We start from the raw sequence: 15,843 nt of genomic DNA on the forward strand, positions 1-15,843 counted from the left end.
CATTACAGTTAGGACATTTCTAAATCCTGAAACCCTTTCACTTCTTACAGTTAAGCTGTTCCCTCTTCAAGTAGCGCTATATAGTTTCTGTTAAAAAATAGAAAAATACTAGGATTTTCCGTTTTTGGTGCGTGCGCTGCGCTTACGCACCCTACGGGTTATGAACGATGGGATTGAGCTATTTTTAAACTGAGGAAAATAACGGGAATAATCCCGACAGCGACAATGGCTAATGCGGGTGCTGCGGCTTCAGATAATCGTTCATCTGAGGCTAAATTATAGACTCGGATAGCGAGGGTATCAAAATTAAACGGACGAATCACTAATGTAGCGGATAATTCTTTCATTACATCTACAAAGGTTAACATTCCAGCCGTTAATAATCCACTCAACATCATCGGGGTATGAACTTTAATTAATGTTCGAGTTGCGCCATATCCTAAACTCCGGGCGGCTTCATCTAAATTGGGTTTAATTTTACTTAAACTTGATTCTACTGCTCCTAAAGAAACCGCTAAAAATCGAACTAAATAAGCATAAATTAATGCCATAATAGTTCCACTAAATAACAATCCGGTTGCAATCCCAAAGGTAGACTTCATAAACGCATCAATAGCATTATCTAATCGACCAATCGGAATTAAAATACCAACCGCAATGACTGAACCGGGAACCGCATAACCCATCGCTGCAATGCGCGTGGATAATCGCATGAGAGTATTAGAATTTAACCGGACTCCATAAGCCATTATTAAGGCGATAATCACGGCTAAAAGACCGCTAATCGTTGCTAAAGTTAAACTATGTAAGGCATAATTCAAAAATTCTGAATTGAAAAGAGTGTCTAAATTTTCTAAGGTCATCTTTAATAAAAGACCACTGGGAATTAAAAACCCAAAGGTTATTGGGATTAAACAAACTATACAAGCTAATATAGCGCGTATTTTTTTAAGTTTAAATTGGTTTAAAGCTTGAAATCGATTTCCGGTTTGATAATATTGGGCTTGTCGCCGTGACCAAAGTTCGACTAAAATTAATCCTAAAATAAATAACATTAAAACGGCTGCTAATTGAGAGGCTGCAATGCGTTCTCCCATCCCAAACCAAGTTCGATAAATCCCCGTTGTAAAGGTATCTACCCCAAAATATTGAACGGTTCCAAAATCATTCAAAGTTTCCATTAAAGCTAACGCCAACCCCGCCATAATGGACGGACGAGCGAGAGGTAACGCAATCGAATAGAAGCTTTTCCAAGGACTACAACCGAGGGAACGACTTGCTTCTAAGGTGCAGGTTGATTGTTCTAAAAATGCAACTCTAGTTAATAAATAAACGTACGGATATAACGTTAAAGATAATAAAAAAATTGCCCCCCAAACTGAACGAATATTAGGAAACCAATACTCATCAATGCTATTCCATCCAAAGGTATCCCGCAGCAAGGTTTGCACTGGGCCATAAAAATCTAACCATTCGGTGTACACATAGGCGAGAATATAAGCTGGCGCGGCTAAGGGAAGTAACAACCCCCATTCAAAGAAACGACTCCCCGGAAACCGACACATCGTTACTAACCAAGCACTACTGACTCCTAGCAATAACACCCCAATACCAACGCCAAAGATTAGCAATAAGGAATTGAGGATATAACCAGGTAGAACCGTTGTAGCTAAATGGTTCCAGACCGCAGCAGAATTGGTGAAAATACTGCTTAATACAAATAATACCGGAGTGGCGATTAAAATTGCGATCGCCATGACAAACACAGTCCAAACGTCCAGACTCAAGCTCCGAAAGGCTTTTATCAAAGACTCCAATGGGGATAAGAACACCTGGAAGCACTCCCAAAAATTTAATCAAGTCTTAGTGAGAATATATCCTAAAAAGGGGGTATAATCAGAATTATGTTTCTGAATATAAATTTCAACAATGGTGTTGAACTGTAAGCTCTATTGATTTGCTGTAAAGATGATTCAATCTGTGATTCTGCATTTAGAGGATGTCGGGAAACAGTTTCCCCGAAGCCAGACACCAGCCGTTCAAGCCGTTAACCTGAAGTTACATGAAGGGGATATTTTAGGACTGTTAGGCCCTTCTGGATGCGGGAAAACAACATTATTAAGAATGATTGCTGGATTTGAACAGCCCGATACGGGAACCATTGCTTTAGCAGGTCGAGAAGTGGCTGGGTTAGATTGTTGGATACCGCCAGAACAGCGAGACGTGGGGATGGTGTTTCAAGATTATGCGTTATTTCCCCATTTAACTGTTGAAAAAAATATTGCTTTTGGTTTAAAAAATAGTAAGAAAAAATCCAGTTTAGGGATTCAAAGACGGGTCGCTGAAGTTTTAGAATTAGTCGGGTTATCGGGTTATGAAAAACGCTATCCCCATGAAATATCCGGCGGACAACAACAACGAGTCGCCTTAGCTCGTGCTTTAGCTCCCCATCCGGCGTTAGTTTTATTAGATGAACCCTTAAGTAATTTAGATGTTCAAGTTCGTTTAAGATTGCGACAGGAATTACGGGATATTTTAAAAATAGCAGGAACTACTGCAATTTTTGTTACTCATGATCAAGAAGAAGCGTTATCGATTTCTGATTGGGTAGCGGTGATGCGAGAAGGACGCTTAGAACAGTTTGGCACACCAGAAACGATTTATCAGCAACCAGCCTCTCGGTTTGTTGCAGAATTTGTCACCCAAGCGAATTTTATTCCTGCTAAACGTCGAGGAGATTTTTGGGAAACGGAAGTGGGTTGTTTTGCGATTAACCCCTATTTGGTAAATGCTGTTACTCCTGATTGGGAGCAATTAGACCGAGTAGAATTAATGGTACGACAAGAAGATTTTATTCTTAAACCTGATGATAACGCGCCTGTTGTCATTCGCGATCGTCAATTTCTCGGACGAGAAAATCATTATAGTTTACAGGTTCCATCAGGACGGGAACTTATTGCTAGAACTAGCGCAACAACAGCACTTCCTGTGGGAATGCGGGTGAAGGTTTCTGTCCCTGAAAATGCTTTACGAGTCTTTCCGAGTCGGAGAAATTAGGTGGGGGTTGACAGTTGACCGTTGACGGTTGACTGTTAATAATTTGCTAGAATTAAAAGGGTGATCAATTACATTTGAACGGAGGCTATCAATATGTTATCAACGGATATGATGAAACAATCCATGATCATAAGAATTGAGAAAGTTGTTTCGATTTTAATGGAAGAGCGTCCTTTGTTTAAAGAAGAACTTAATTATTCGGAAATTGTAAAACATTTAGTTAAATTATTTGAAGAAAACTTATCTTTTGAAGAATTTAGTACAATGCCTGATACAGAATTAAAAGAGCATTGTAGTGGAATAATGTCCCTACAAATTTTAGCAAAAATTGGCGAAGATTTTACTCCTGAACAGATGGCTATTTTTGATGAAGCAATTAAACGTAAATAGATAATTATGATTTATTTATTAGATACTAATATCGTTTCTTGGGCTACTAAAAATAATCGTCAAATCAATTAGTTCAATGGAAATTACTAAATTGTCAAGTCAAGGTCAAGTTACTATTCCTCAAATATTAAGAGATCAGTATCATTGGGAAGCGGGTCAAGAATTAATTATAATTAATTTGGGTGATGTAATTTTATTAAAGCCTAAAAAAACTTTTCCAGAAACAACATTAGATGAAGTTGCTGGATGTTTGAAGTATCAAGGAAAAGCCAAAACAATTGAAGAAATGGATCAAGCAATTGCTCAGGGAATAGAAGAATTATGGAATCGATGATTGCTATTGATACTAATATTATTATTAGATTTCTTACGAGAGATGATGAATTACAGTATCAACAATTATTTAAAAAGTTTATCTATTTAAACAGTAAAACATCCTGACTTGTAAATGAGTGTAGTTCAAGCGATCGCATTCTCAACTCCCTTAAACCTTAAAAACCCGGTTTCTTTAAGAAACCGGGTTTTTAATCCCCATAGTGGTTGAGATTATCAAATATCTAAATCTAATTCCATCTGATTAGCTTTCACTTCTTTTTGTTTCTCAGCACTTTTAACTACTTCTAAACTTAAACGAATATTTAATCTTTTTTGAGTTTCGATAATATCTTTAACTGTGACAATTTGAACCTTATCACAACTATTGCTCATATATTTACTTTGATAAAAACCAGCAGACTTTGCCGTTTTTATCATATCTTTACTGGGATTGTCTAAAGTTATAAATATGGCTATACTAGCATTTAATAGGGTCATTGTTCCTATTAAATCTCGAATATCACCTGATTTTACTTTTCCTGATTTGACTTGAAAAATGATTTTTTCTGGGTCATTTTGATCTCCTTGAAAGTAAGCAATTCCATCTACACCTTGATCAGCACCTTTTTTTGTGTTAATAATTGCCCTATTATTCGTATAAGTTAAGATTGCCCATTTTTCAAATTCTTTTCGAGTGCGATCATCTGCTTTATTGGCTAATGCTGTTGCACTTTCTATATCTTTAGGAATACCATGCAGTTTAATCGTATCTAAAACTCCTTTTCCAAAGCTATCCTCTAATCTTCTTAAGATTAAGCTAATACTTTGATAAGTAATATCAATTCCTATCCATTTTCGCTCTAATCTTTGGGAAACTGCAACCGTTGTACCACATCCACAGTAAGCATCTAATATTGTATCATTTTGGTTAGAACTAGCTTTAATTATTCTTTCTAATAATGCTTCTGGTTTTTGTGTGGGATATCCTAAACGTTCTACCGAATTTCCTTGTAGTCGTGGAATTGTCCACCAATCCTCCGGTATTTTCCCATTAGGTTTTAAACGATTGATATGTTTATGTTCTGGATTTTTAGATTTATATAGTCCTTGATTTCCTGCACCTCTTTTAGTTCTTGCTACTGTTTCATCTGAATATGGTATGGAAATTTCTTCAAAATTAAATTTCCAAGAGTTTGATTTTGTATATCTAAAAATTACATCATGTTTTTTAGGGAAATTGTCTCTTGTATTTGTTGGTGCTGTATAACACCAAACTATTTCATTTCTAAAATCTCCTCCCTGAGAACAAAAAACAGCATCTAATACTAATTTTAAATAATGTGAAGCGGTAGGATCACAATGTAAATAAAAACTACCTGTAGGTTTTAAAACTCGATGTATTTCTGTTATCCTTAAAGTCATACTTACTAAGTAAGCAAGTAAACCACCTGTTCCTAAAACATTCCTTAAACCTATAATTAAATCAATACATTGTTGAGTGAATAAACCATGATAATTAGTTGTAATTTCCTCTATTCCATGAATTGCATGATCATCCCATTCCCAGGTATCAATAAATGCTTGTGCTTGAGCTTTATCCTCGGAACCAATATTATTATAAATTTGATTGTAATTCCGTTTAGAATTAAAAGGGGGATCGATATAACATAAGTCAACTGATTCATCTTTAATGTAACGTCTTAAAACTTCTAAATTGTCCCCATAATAAAGTTGATTAACCATTATATTTAGCAAATAAATTTGCTTGATTAAAACCTGATTAATCATTTTGATACTAAATTGATGTTTTGTCATACCAGAAAATATCTGATATTACCTGATGTTTTATTAATAAATATTAAGACAATACCTGAAAAAACCTGATAATCTGGAAGCAAGTTGAGTTATAATACTTAAAATTGTTACCTCATCTAGCTTTTATGACTGTTACAGAAATTTTACAATTTGTAGATAGCTTAGTATTTTCTGAGACAGAACAGCATTTAGATGATCTTCAAAAAAAGATTGTTGAACAGGTATTTAAAGGTAAAACTTATAAGCAAATTGCAGATATTTATGATTATGATGAGGGTTATATTGGTGATGAATGTAGGAAGTTATTTAAAATTTTATCTGAACAGTTAGGTGAAGATATTAAAAAATCTAACTTTGTTTCTACTATAGAAAGATTAAAAATAACATCATCACCCCTGATTATACATACCAATAGTAACCATAGTAAGCAAAATAATAATCATACTTTTAATTTTTGTATACCCAGCTTAAACAACTCTAATAACAATCAAGAAAAAAACTTAAACGCTAAATCTAAATCAGTTTATCATGATTTAACCCTAGCACCTCAAATCATAAATTTTTACAACCGAGAAACAGAACTTGAAACTCTTTCTAATTGGATAGTAAATCAAAATAGTCGTTTAATCTCCGTATTAGGAATATCGGGAATAGGTAAAACCGCCTTGGTTAAAAGATTTATTGATTTGAACTTAGATCAATTTGAAGTCATTATTTGGAAAAGTTTAAAATATCCTAAACCATTAGAGGTACTTGTTCAGGATTTATTGAATATTATTAAATCAGAAGAAAAACAAACGATAGAGGATCAATTTAAACAATTATTAGATCTGCTAATAGAGAAAAAATGTTTAATTATCCTTGATGATGTGCAGAATATCTTTACTCCGGGTGAATTTGCGGGACAATATCAACCGGAATATCACAGTTATCAAAACTTTCTCACCTTGATCACAGAAACTCAACATCAGAGTAGTTTAATTTTGATTAGTCAAGAACAATGTGGAGAAATGGAATGTTTAGATGAGGAATTATATTCGGTTAAGTGTTTAAAATTATCGGGTTTATATGATAGTCAAATTTTGAATCATAAAGGATTAGGAAATGGGGAGTCTTGGTTAACGTTAATTAATTTATATGAAGGAAATCCTAGTTATTTAAAAAGTATTGCTATTTTAATTAAAAATATATTTGATGGTGATGTTGCTGAGTTTCTAGCTGAAAATGAATTAGTGATTACTCAGGAAATGCGATCGCACTTTAACCAATTATATAATAGACTTTCACCCATTGAACAACAAATCGTTTTAAAATTCAGTCAATTTGAGCAACCTTTATCCAGAGAAACATTGAGAGAAACTGTAGAGTTATCATCAACAGATTTAATTAATGGATTACAATCTTTACAAAAACGGTATTTAGTGACTAAAGTAAAAGAAGATAAAACTATGTTTAAATTATCTTCTGTATTGAGAGAATATTTAGAAAACTAAAGATTAACCCTTAGCGAAATCTGTGATTATGATTTGTTTGGTTGCAATTTAGATACGGATTAGCTTGTTTTTCCTACTTTAATCTCTATTATTCACTGAAATCTTGAGTTTGTTTATCTCCAAATTTTTAGTTAAAACAGATGAGTTTAATCGGTTAATTTATAGAATTCTAGTTGCGTTTTTTTTAGCTCAGACTTACAATAAGATCAATCAAAACCCAACGTCTTTACTTGTAGGAATATCCGATGAGTTGATAAGACGAACACAACAATTTTTAACCAAACTGTTGTGTGTTTAAACAATGCGATCGCTTAAATTAACTGAGAATTTATGCTCTTGATTCAACGGATTACGTTTCTAAAAATCCATTTTTTTGTGCAAAATTACGGTTTAACAGAGGCTGTCTATCAAGATATTTATTTACTTTAATCAAACATTTTAACATTAAATTTTACCTAAGAGATAGAATTTTTCCTCTCTAATAGCTATCTAAAGACTGAGATTTGTCATGCTTAAAAGCTATTGAGTTCTCTCTCTATACAGATGGAATTGTTTAGGCTTTTTCCTAATTTATAGCTTAGTCTTTTCCATTTATATCCTCATCCTATTCTTTTAATCTGTGGAACAACTTTTAGGTAAATTAACCAAAACTGACATTCGCCGAAGCTTACGGGCTTCTACAGTAGATGGAGTATTTGCAGCCATCTTTACGAATGCAACAGGAGGCATTCTATTAACTAAATTTCTGGTTGATTTAGAAGTTAATCCTCTGCAAATTGGGCTATTATCTGCTATTCCAATGGTGGTTAATTTAGTGCAACCATTAGGTGCATTTTTAGCGGATAGAACCACAAGCCGTTATCGATATTGTCGATTAATTTATGGTACATCCCGTATTCTTTGGTTAATCTTAGGATTAGCCATTTTCATGATTTCCCCCTTTCATCCTTTTAGTCATCAAATTTTATTATATTTAACCCTAGCTATTATTTCCATAACCAGTATATTAGGAGCGTTAGGCGGTTCAGCTTGGATGAGTTGGATGGCAACTTTAGTCCCGAAAAAGTTAAGAGGGCGGTATTTTGGTTTACGCAATAGTGCCTCTAGCTTGAGTAATTTGATATCCGTTCCCATCATGGGAATGATGATTTCTTACTATCCTCTTGGCCCTATTCGAGGTTATGGTGTGATTGTTTTATTGGGGGTAATTATGGGATTAATGAGTTTAGCCTGTCAATATTTTATGGCTGATGTTAATCCCCAAATTCAGCATCCCATTGAACCCCCATCTTCTATAATTATCCCCCTAGAAACTGAACCAGTTTCTAACAATTCAGATTTTTTATCAAAATTTAGGATATTCTCAAAAATCGATAGTTTAATTCGTCAAAATTCTAATTTCTTTATTTTTCTAATTTACTATGATTTATGGATGTTTGCCGTTAACTTAAGTCTCCCTTTTTTCAGCGTGTATCTTTTACAAGGGTTAAAACTCGATGTCAGTTTAGTAACCCTCTATGCCAGTTTACAAGCGGGAATTTATATGTTAGTTTTACCCCGTTGGGGACGATTAGCCGATCGCATTGGCAACCGTCCTTTGTTATTATTAATAGGAATGATTGTATCGACTATTCCGCTTTTGTGGATAGAAGCTCATCATAATTCCTTCTCCATTTGGGTGTGGTTACCTTTAATTTATTTATTCATGGGAGCAACCTGGGCGGCACTTGATTTATGTAATCAAAATCTACAAATGGCTTTAGTTCCCCTTCGTAACCAAGCCAGTTATTTTGCCTTCACCTCAGCGAGTACCGGAATTAGTAGCGCATTAGGCACAACAACTGGAGGAATTTTAGCTCAGTTTGTTTGTAAAAATCCCGAAAATTTATTAGTCTTATTTGCCCTGTCTAGTGTTTTAATGTTAACAGCATTATTGCCCTTAACCTTAACTCAAGAACCCGGCGGTCAATCTGCAAAACACTTATTGCAAAAATTCGGTAATGTTATCGGAATTAATCGAACGATTACCTTAAAAAATAAACCCGCAGCTTAACAATTAAACTTATTCCCCCCTGTTCGGTGTTCCCTGTTCCCTATTCCCTGCTATATGATAGAAAGTTCGGTTACTTTTAAACATTGAAATTCCGCCCTGAATTGGCGTTTGTAATCAACTATGGCAACCCTGAACGACAACTATCTCAAACTCAAAGCCGGATATCTGTTCCCCGAAATTGCCCGCCGGGTAAACGCTTTTGCAGAAGCCAACCCCGACGCAAAAATCATCCGTTTAGGCATTGGCGATGTCACCGAACCCTTACCCGCAGCCTGTCGCAACGCAATGGTGCAAGCGGTGGAAGACATGGGAAACCGCGACACCTTCAAAGGCTATGGCCCCGAACAAGGTTATGCTTGGTTACGGGAAAAAATCGCCGCCAACGATTTTCAAGCCAGAGGATGTGAGATTTCTGCCGATGAAATCTTTATTTCTGATGGTTCAAAATGCGATACAGGCAATATTTTAGATATTTTTGGAGACGATAATATTATCGCCGTTACTGACCCCGTTTATCCCGTTTATGTGGATACAAATGTGATGGCAGGACACACAGGAGATGCGAATGAAAAAGGGGAATATGGGGGATTAGTTTATATTCCCATTACGGCTGAAAATAATTTTACTGCCGCTATTCCCACCCAAAAAGTTGATTTAATTTATCTCTGTTTTCCTAATAATCCCACAGGGGCAACGGCAACAAAAGAACACTTAACCGCCTGGGTTGAATACGCGAAAGCTAACGGTTCGATTATTCTCTATGATGCCGCCTACGAAGCGTTTATTTCTGACCCCAGTTTACCCCATTCTATCTATGAAATTCCAGGGGCAAAAGAGTGCGCCATTGAGTTTCGTTCCTTCTCCAAAACCGCAGGATTTACCGGAACTCGTTGTGCATTTACTGTTGTTCCAAAAACCTTAACGGCTAAAGCAAAAGATGGTTCTGATGTGGAATTATGGAAACTCTGGAACCGTCGTCAAGCCACTAAATTTAACGGGATTTCCTATATTATTCAACGGGCAGCGGAGGCGGTTTATTCTGAAGCAGGAAAAGCCCAAGTTAAGGCGTTAATTCAATTTTATATGGAAAACGCCAAAATTATTCGGGAGCAATTAACGGCGGCTGGATTAAGTGTTTATGGTGGAGAAAATGCCCCCTATGTTTGGGTGAAAACGCCCCAAGGTTTATCAAGTTGGGATTTCTTTGATAAACTATTACAAACCTGTAATGTTGTAGGAACTCCGGGTTCTGGTTTCGGTGCGGCAGGTGAAGGATATTTTCGGATTTCTGCTTTTAATAGTCGGGAAAATGTAGAAGAAGCAATGCGAAGAATTACCGAGAAGTTTAAAGCTTAAACTGTTGGGTGGGCAATGCCCACCTAATAAACAGTTTACAAATCTCGTAAATTATAGCTATAATCAAATAAAGTTATGTAGTGGTATACAGTATGGCTACAGCAGTTATAAACCAACAAGTACAGGATGAAATTGCCAGACTTTCGCAATCTCAAAACGTTGATGCAAACGTCTTAGAAGAATTTGCTAATTTTGTTATACAAAAAAATTACAATTTAAAAAATAAGCGTTCTACTCAAGAACTGTCAATAGGTGCTGTCAAGCAAGCCGTTTATCATCACTTTAAAGTTAAGAATACACAGGAGTTAAAGAAATCAGGTTTGTTTAGAATGTCTACAGATGGCATGGGTACACTTGATTTTCGTTTAGCTTCAACTTGGAAGATGTTATATCGAAAATTTGTGGGTGTTCTTCCTAATGAAAAAAATCAAGAAGGATATGGTTGCATTAATGGTATTAACATTTTTAATTACTTTAAACCTTGGAGAGTTTTCGGATTAAATCCTAAAATTGCAACGAAAGAAGATATTAAGGAAGCATATTACAATTTAGCCAAAATTTATCACCCAGATAATCCCACAACAGGAGATCGAAAAATTTTTGAACAAATTGATATTATGTATAAAAGTATTATTGAGGTTTTTTAAGAATGCAAGAATATCTTAGATTTTCTATTACAGAACAAGAAATTGCTATAGCATTAAAATTAGAAAGGACGCAGCTTGATGAAATAGTTTCCGATTTAGAATTATCTTTGGATAGTTCGATTGAATTTAAGGAATCCTTACATTTTAGATACTTAAATAGGAAATTAAAAGAAAGAATATTTTCTCAAGAAGGAGCGTTGGCTATTGCAAGTTATATAGACAATAAATCTAACGATACAATGAACATTAAAGAAGTTTTAACTTCAGTTATAGAATTAGTTGAAAAGCATAGAATTAACAGAATTGATAATAGTATTCGCCAAACTGTATATGATAATAGTTCTTCTTTAACAGTTATGAGAGAGCTACATTGGTTAAGTAACCGAGATGTTGTTAAAATTTTTCAAACCAAAGAAAGTAAATTAGAAGAATCTTTCAAAAATATTCAAATATCATATGATCCCATGAAAAAAGGAGAAGATTATGAGCATATAAGTGCTGTCCGTTATTTTTCTTTTCGTGGTTTAGCAAAACTGAGTATAGAACTAGCAGCAAGTTTATGTAAAAAAGAAAGAAAGGATTATTGTCAAAGAGTACCAATCGTTGTTCCTCCTGTTGTTAGTGATCTTTTAGCTCTTACTCCGTCTGAAATTCCATCTCAGAAAGACATTGAATCAGCCATGAGATATGTAAATAAGAGAGATAAGGAAAGATGCCAAATAACAGGCAAATCTAGGGATAAAATAGATAAAATTGACTTAGCTAGACATCACTTATTTGATCAAAAAAATTATACCTATCTATCTGCTGAAATTGATAATATTATTACAATCACTAGAGAGATTCATGATGACTTTCACCTGTGGATCGGTGGAACAGATAAAACCTGTACAATAGATGATTTCATCCGTTATATTGAAACGTTTTATAATCAAAGACACTCAGTAATTTTAATGCTATATGATCGTCGCCAGCTACTTAGGTTAAAGTTAAGTCAATTACAACGTTATTTACCTGAAAGTAACTCTTGATGTCGATATGAAAACCAATAAACTATTCTTCCAGTTGAACAAAATACAACCCAAGACTAAACTTTTCTTTCCAGAGCAACAGGAGGATATAAAATGATGAACTGGAATTATCGTGTTTTTCAAGAACCTAATGGTGACTATATTATTCGTGAAGTGTTCTATGCTGAAGATGGCTCAATTATCAGTTGTACACAAAATGCAGTAGAACCCATCGGTCAATCTTTAGAAGCATTAGCTAAAGATATTAAAGCTTTTCAAGAGGCGTTAACTTTACCTGTTTTAACGTTAGCTGATATTCCTATTAGTACCTCAAAAAAACGTCATGATGAACGTCATAACAATATTTCTCATGAACAGTTAATGGCAGAACTTGGATTATGCGAACCGTTGAGGAATTAATTACAGAAGCATTATGCCATAATAATATTAAAAGTAAGGTTCTATAAAACTATGCAGTCAATTCGATCTAAACTGATAGATCAGTTACAATTTCTGCCTGAAACAGCGCTTGAGCAAGTCCTTGAGTTTGTAGAAGGTTTAAATCAAAAACACCTTCAAAAACCTGTTGGAGTCCCTGGTCATCAACTGATACAATTTGCGGGAGCAATTCTGTCAGATGATTTACAATTAATGGCTGAGGCGATTGAATTGAATTGTAATCAGGTTGATTTTAATGAATGGTAGGTTTTTACTCGATACAAATATTATGATTACCTTGTTTGATTACCTTCTTAATTATAGAGGATTAAAATAATGGAGAGTTTAAAGGTAAATACTTATGTTGGGGATGATGGAGTTTTGCAACTTCAGTTACCTGTAAGTAATGAAGAGTTAGAGGTCATGGTCATTTATCAACCTATTCCCAAGAGAAGTCATCGTGAATCAAAAAAAAGGTTTGAAAAATTGTTAAGTCAATATGAGGGGAAGGTTTTAAGTGATAGTGTTGAATTGTTACGAGAGGATAGAGAGCGTGGCTAAATTTGTTGTTGATGCGAATGTTGCTATTAAATGGGTTATTCCTGAAGTTTATACAAATATTGCTTTACGTCTATTAGATGATGACTCTAATCTTCTGTTAGTTCCTGATTTCTTTTTTCCAGAAATCGGAAATATTTTATGGAAACGAGTCAGACGAGGAGACTCAACCTTAGAACAAGCCAAAGAAAGTTTAGATGAATTAAAAAGAGTGAATTTACAAATTTGCTCTTCTGAACCCTTGATCTCAAGTGCTTTAGAAATAGCAACTAGAGTAAATCAAGCGGTTTATGATTGTGTGTATTTGACTTTAGCTATTAATCACCAGTGTTCAATGGTGACAGCCGATGAACGTTTTGTAAATGCTACCCGAAATGATGTTTTTTCTTCTGCTATTTGTTGGATTGAAGATTTACCTTAAATCCCTATTTAATTCTTAAACTATTACTTAATACATTAACTCAAAATTTAAAATTGTCAAGTCCAGAAACCCCTACCCCAGTAGAGCGTAACCCTCCCAACAACTGACAACAGAAAACGAGAAAATAGAAGAATAAATCAACAGTTACTTTTAACTCCTCACTATGTACCTAAAAGATTATCCTCACGCCATTGCAAAACGGCAATATGAACTTTTAGAACTGAACCGAGAAATCCGTCGTCATACCCAAAGTGTTAACTTTTTCCTAGCTTCTATTGACCGTCAAATTGCCTATGATACAACCTTAAAAAACGAAGCTCAACGGAAAGCAAAACGCTTTGAGTTAATGCAGGAAGATTCTGAGTATTTGGCAGCATCCCAAGCGTTAGATGAAGCAACAGAAAAACGAGATAAATTAACAGTAGAACTTGATTTCCTTCGCAATCAATTTGGAATTTTGAAATTAGAATTGCGAGATGCGATCGCAACTAAAGAAAATCTCACCACCTCCCTTCCAGTTCTACCTTAATTAATCTAACTTCTTGAGTTCTAAAATCGTCAGAATCTTAAGCTGCTACGCATCTAAATTTGATATTTTGTAGGCTAGAGTCCTTGCAGCAAGGGTTTTGGGCAAAAAAATTAACTGCGTGACAGCTTACTGCATTCGATCAATGGTTCGATATTGAATCGCCTCAGCAACATGGGGCGGTTTAATATTCTCTTCCCCGGCTAAATCTGCAATAGTTCGGGCTACTTTTAAAATGCGATCGCTCGCCCTTGCAGATAACCCCAATTTTCTAATTGCATTTTCTAATAAACTCTGTCCAACACTATCTAATTGACACCATTTTTGAATATGACGACTTTGCATTTCTGCATTCGATTTTAATTGCGGTTCTTCCTGAAATCGTTGACAAGTTCGTTCACGAGCTTTGATCACTCGTTCTCGAATTTTAGAAGAACTTTCCCCTTGAGATTGTTGTAGAATTTCTTCGGGTTTCAAACGATTAACCGCCACTTGCAAATCAATTCGATCCATCAATGGCCCTGATAATTTTGCCCAATATTGTTCTCGTTGACGAGGAGAACAAGTACAAGGTTGAATTGTATCCCCATAATAACCACAGGGGCAAGGGTTTGTACTGGCAACTAACGTAAATTTAGCCGGAAATATAACCGATTGTTTAGTTCGGGAAACTGTTACAAATCCATCCTCTAACGGTTGTCTTAAAAACTCTAAAACATCCCGTTTAAATTCCGTTAGCTCATCAGCAAACAACACGCCGCGATGGGCTAAAGAAATCTCCCCTGGTTTCGGATAGGTTCCTCCTCCAACTAAAGAAGGGCCAGAAGCGGAATGATGGGGACTTCTAAAGGGGCGATCGCTCACTAAAGTTCCCCGATTTTTTAATAATCCAGCCACCGAATAAATCCGAGTTACTTCTAAAGATTCTTCAAAACTTAAAGGCGGTAAAATCCCCGGTAAACGACGAGCTAACATCGTTTTTCCGCTTCCGGGTGGCCCGACAAAAATTAAATTATGTCCGCCCGTTGCTGCAATTTCTAACGCCCTGCGAGCGTGAGCTTGTCCTTTAACTTCACTTAAATCTAAGCCAATTGTTATTTTTTGAGCTAATAAATCCGTTGCTGTTAATTTAACAGGTTGGTAATGTTGGGGATGATTTAAAAAATCAGCGACATCTAATAAACTTTTAAATCCATAAACCGATAATCCCTGAACAACTGCTGCTTCTTGAACATTATCTTCAGGAACCACTAACCCTATAATTCCCATGTTTGCCGCCGCCGCCGCAATAGGAAGCACACCTGCAACGGGTCTTAAGCTACCATCTAAACTCACCTCACCTAAAAATAAAAAATCTCCTAATAAATCCGGTTTAATTTGTTCTGATGCTGCTAGAATTCCAATACTAATTGGCAGGTCAAAACTCGGCCCTTCTTTGCGTAAATCCGCAGGGGTTAAATTAATCACAATATTACGCATCGGGAAAGCATACCCGGCATTTTTCAACGTCGCTTTTACCCGTTCTCGTGATTCCTGAACCGCCGCATCGGGAAGTCCCAACACCGTAATTTTAGGCAGTCCCCCGGAAATATCGACTTCAACCCCGACTTTAACGGCATCAATCCCAACAATACAGGCACTCCAAACCCTGGCTAACATGGTGTTTAATTTTGATAATTTGTTCCTTTTCTATATTCTGCTATAAGTGACGTAAGCTCTACGATTAACGGTAGACTTGCAAGTAATAGCAACTGCACCGATACA

At 35.5% G+C, this 15,843-nt stretch carries 16 protein-coding genes; 13 read left to right on the top strand and 3 right to left on the bottom strand.

The genetic code is table 11. The features are described 5' to 3' along the window. Positions 1–158 precede the first annotated feature (158 nt). Entirely contained in the window at positions 159–1,757 is a 1,599-nt protein-coding gene (locus H6G57_RS07310; RefSeq protein WP_190517325.1) for an iron ABC transporter permease, read from the bottom strand. A 211-nt stretch (positions 1,758–1,968) separates the two neighbouring features. Between H6G57_RS07310 and H6G57_RS07315 the strand changes: the two genes are divergently transcribed. The 3 genes from H6G57_RS07315 (at position 1,969) to H6G57_RS07325 (ending at position 3,781) form a co-directional block, all read left to right on the top strand. Continuing rightward, the gene (locus tag H6G57_RS07315) at positions 1,969–3,057 is read left to right on the top strand and encodes an ABC transporter ATP-binding protein (RefSeq protein ID WP_190517233.1); all 1,089 of its coding nucleotides are present in this window, start codon (positions 1,969–1,971) and stop codon (positions 3,055–3,057) included. Between the two features lie 93 nt (positions 3,058–3,150). Next, positions 3,151–3,447, top strand: a complete 297-nt coding sequence (locus tag H6G57_RS07320; protein WP_190517235.1) for a hypothetical protein — start codon at positions 3,151–3,153, stop codon at positions 3,445–3,447. Between the two features lie 76 nt (positions 3,448–3,523). Then, a complete protein-coding gene (locus tag H6G57_RS07325; protein WP_190517236.1) occupies positions 3,524–3,781 on the top strand; it encodes an AbrB/MazE/SpoVT family DNA-binding domain-containing protein in 258 nt (85 codons plus the stop codon). 215 nt (positions 3,782–3,996) lie between these two features. On the opposite strand, the gene H6G57_RS07330 is transcribed toward H6G57_RS07325, so the two are convergent. Further along, complete coding sequence (locus H6G57_RS07330) at positions 3,997–5,577, bottom strand: DNA methyltransferase (RefSeq protein WP_242048893.1); 1,581 nt, start codon at positions 5,575–5,577, stop codon at positions 3,997–3,999. A 125-nt stretch (positions 5,578–5,702) separates the two neighbouring features. Here H6G57_RS07330 and H6G57_RS07335 point away from each other — a divergent pair, with 125 nt between their 5' ends. The 10 genes from H6G57_RS07335 to H6G57_RS07380 all read left to right on the top strand — a co-directional run bounded on the left by H6G57_RS07335 (position 5,703) and on the right by H6G57_RS07380 (position 14,082). After that, entirely contained in the window at positions 5,703–7,070 is a 1,368-nt protein-coding gene (locus H6G57_RS07335; protein WP_190517238.1) for an ATP-binding protein, read from the top strand. Between the two features lie 619 nt (positions 7,071–7,689). Next, positions 7,690–9,123, top strand: coding sequence for an MFS transporter (locus H6G57_RS07340; RefSeq protein ID WP_190517240.1), 1,434 nt, complete (start codon positions 7,690–7,692; stop codon positions 9,121–9,123). A gap of 120 nt (positions 9,124–9,243) precedes the next feature. Beyond that, positions 9,244–10,479, top strand: a complete 1,236-nt coding sequence (locus H6G57_RS07345; RefSeq protein WP_190517241.1) for an LL-diaminopimelate aminotransferase — start codon at positions 9,244–9,246, stop codon at positions 10,477–10,479. A 92-nt stretch (positions 10,480–10,571) separates the two neighbouring features. Then, on the top strand, positions 10,572–11,126 hold the full coding sequence (locus H6G57_RS07350; protein ID WP_190517243.1) for a J domain-containing protein: 555 nt from the start codon (positions 10,572–10,574) through the stop codon (positions 11,124–11,126). A 2-nt stretch (positions 11,127–11,128) separates the two neighbouring features. Beyond that, positions 11,129–12,157 carry a hypothetical protein gene (locus H6G57_RS07355; RefSeq protein ID WP_190517245.1) on the top strand — a complete coding sequence of 343 codons (1,029 nt, stop codon included), beginning with the start codon at positions 11,129–11,131 and terminating at the stop codon, positions 12,155–12,157. A 93-nt stretch (positions 12,158–12,250) separates the two neighbouring features. Continuing rightward, positions 12,251–12,556, top strand: a complete 306-nt coding sequence (locus tag H6G57_RS07360) for a hypothetical protein (RefSeq protein WP_190517246.1) — start codon at positions 12,251–12,253, stop codon at positions 12,554–12,556. 51 nt (positions 12,557–12,607) lie between these two features. Further along, complete coding sequence (locus H6G57_RS07365) at positions 12,608–12,841, top strand: hypothetical protein (protein WP_190517248.1); 234 nt, start codon at positions 12,608–12,610, stop codon at positions 12,839–12,841. 69 nt (positions 12,842–12,910) lie between these two features. Further along, on the top strand, positions 12,911–13,135 hold the full coding sequence (locus tag H6G57_RS07370; protein ID WP_190517250.1) for a hypothetical protein: 225 nt from the start codon (positions 12,911–12,913) through the stop codon (positions 13,133–13,135). Further along, entirely contained in the window at positions 13,128–13,553 is a 426-nt protein-coding gene (locus H6G57_RS07375; RefSeq protein WP_190517251.1) for a PIN domain-containing protein, read from the top strand. The genes H6G57_RS07370 and H6G57_RS07375 overlap by 8 nt, the downstream gene beginning before the upstream one ends. Positions 13,554–13,716: 163 nt before the next feature. Beyond that, a complete protein-coding gene (locus H6G57_RS07380; protein ID WP_190517253.1) occupies positions 13,717–14,082 on the top strand; it encodes a hypothetical protein in 366 nt (121 codons plus the stop codon). Positions 14,083–14,208: 126 nt separating this feature from the next. Here the strand turns inward: H6G57_RS07380 and H6G57_RS07385 are convergent, their stop codons facing one another. Beyond that, positions 14,209–15,738, bottom strand: a complete 1,530-nt coding sequence (locus tag H6G57_RS07385; RefSeq protein WP_190517255.1) for a YifB family Mg chelatase-like AAA ATPase — start codon at positions 15,736–15,738, stop codon at positions 14,209–14,211. Positions 15,739–15,843 lie beyond the last annotated feature (105 nt).

It is taken from the genome of Planktothrix sp. FACHB-1365 (assembly GCF_014697575.1).
Lineage (GTDB): Bacteria > Cyanobacteriota > Cyanobacteriia > Cyanobacteriales > Microcoleaceae > Planktothrix.

Bases quoted from the DNA above. Each gene is read 5' to 3' on its own strand.
- H6G57_RS07310 (WP_190517325.1), bottom strand. From the start codon at position 1,757: ATGGCGATCGCAATTTTAATCGCCACTCCGGTATTATTTGTATTAAGC.
- H6G57_RS07315 (WP_190517233.1), top strand. From the start codon at position 1,969: ATGATTCAATCTGTGATTCTGCATTTAGAGGATGTCGGGAAACAGTTT.
- H6G57_RS07320 (WP_190517235.1), top strand. From the start codon at position 3,151: ATGTTATCAACGGATATGATGAAACAATCCATGATCATAAGAATTGAG.
- H6G57_RS07325 (WP_190517236.1), top strand. From the start codon at position 3,524: ATGGAAATTACTAAATTGTCAAGTCAAGGTCAAGTTACTATTCCTCAA.
- H6G57_RS07330 (WP_242048893.1), bottom strand. From the start codon at position 5,577: ATGACAAAACATCAATTTAGTATCAAAATGATTAATCAGGTTTTAATC.
- H6G57_RS07335 (WP_190517238.1), top strand. From the start codon at position 5,703: ATGACTGTTACAGAAATTTTACAATTTGTAGATAGCTTAGTATTTTCT.
- H6G57_RS07345 (WP_190517241.1), top strand. From the start codon at position 9,244: ATGGCAACCCTGAACGACAACTATCTCAAACTCAAAGCCGGATATCTG.
- H6G57_RS07350 (WP_190517243.1), top strand. From the start codon at position 10,572: ATGGCTACAGCAGTTATAAACCAACAAGTACAGGATGAAATTGCCAGA.
- H6G57_RS07355 (WP_190517245.1), top strand. From the start codon at position 11,129: ATGCAAGAATATCTTAGATTTTCTATTACAGAACAAGAAATTGCTATA.
- H6G57_RS07360 (WP_190517246.1), top strand. From the start codon at position 12,251: ATGATGAACTGGAATTATCGTGTTTTTCAAGAACCTAATGGTGACTAT.
- H6G57_RS07365 (WP_190517248.1), top strand. From the start codon at position 12,608: ATGCAGTCAATTCGATCTAAACTGATAGATCAGTTACAATTTCTGCCT.
- H6G57_RS07370 (WP_190517250.1), top strand. From the start codon at position 12,911: ATGGAGAGTTTAAAGGTAAATACTTATGTTGGGGATGATGGAGTTTTG.
- H6G57_RS07380 (WP_190517253.1), top strand. From the start codon at position 13,717: ATGTACCTAAAAGATTATCCTCACGCCATTGCAAAACGGCAATATGAA.
- H6G57_RS07385 (WP_190517255.1), bottom strand. From the start codon at position 15,738: ATGTTAGCCAGGGTTTGGAGTGCCTGTATTGTTGGGATTGATGCCGTT.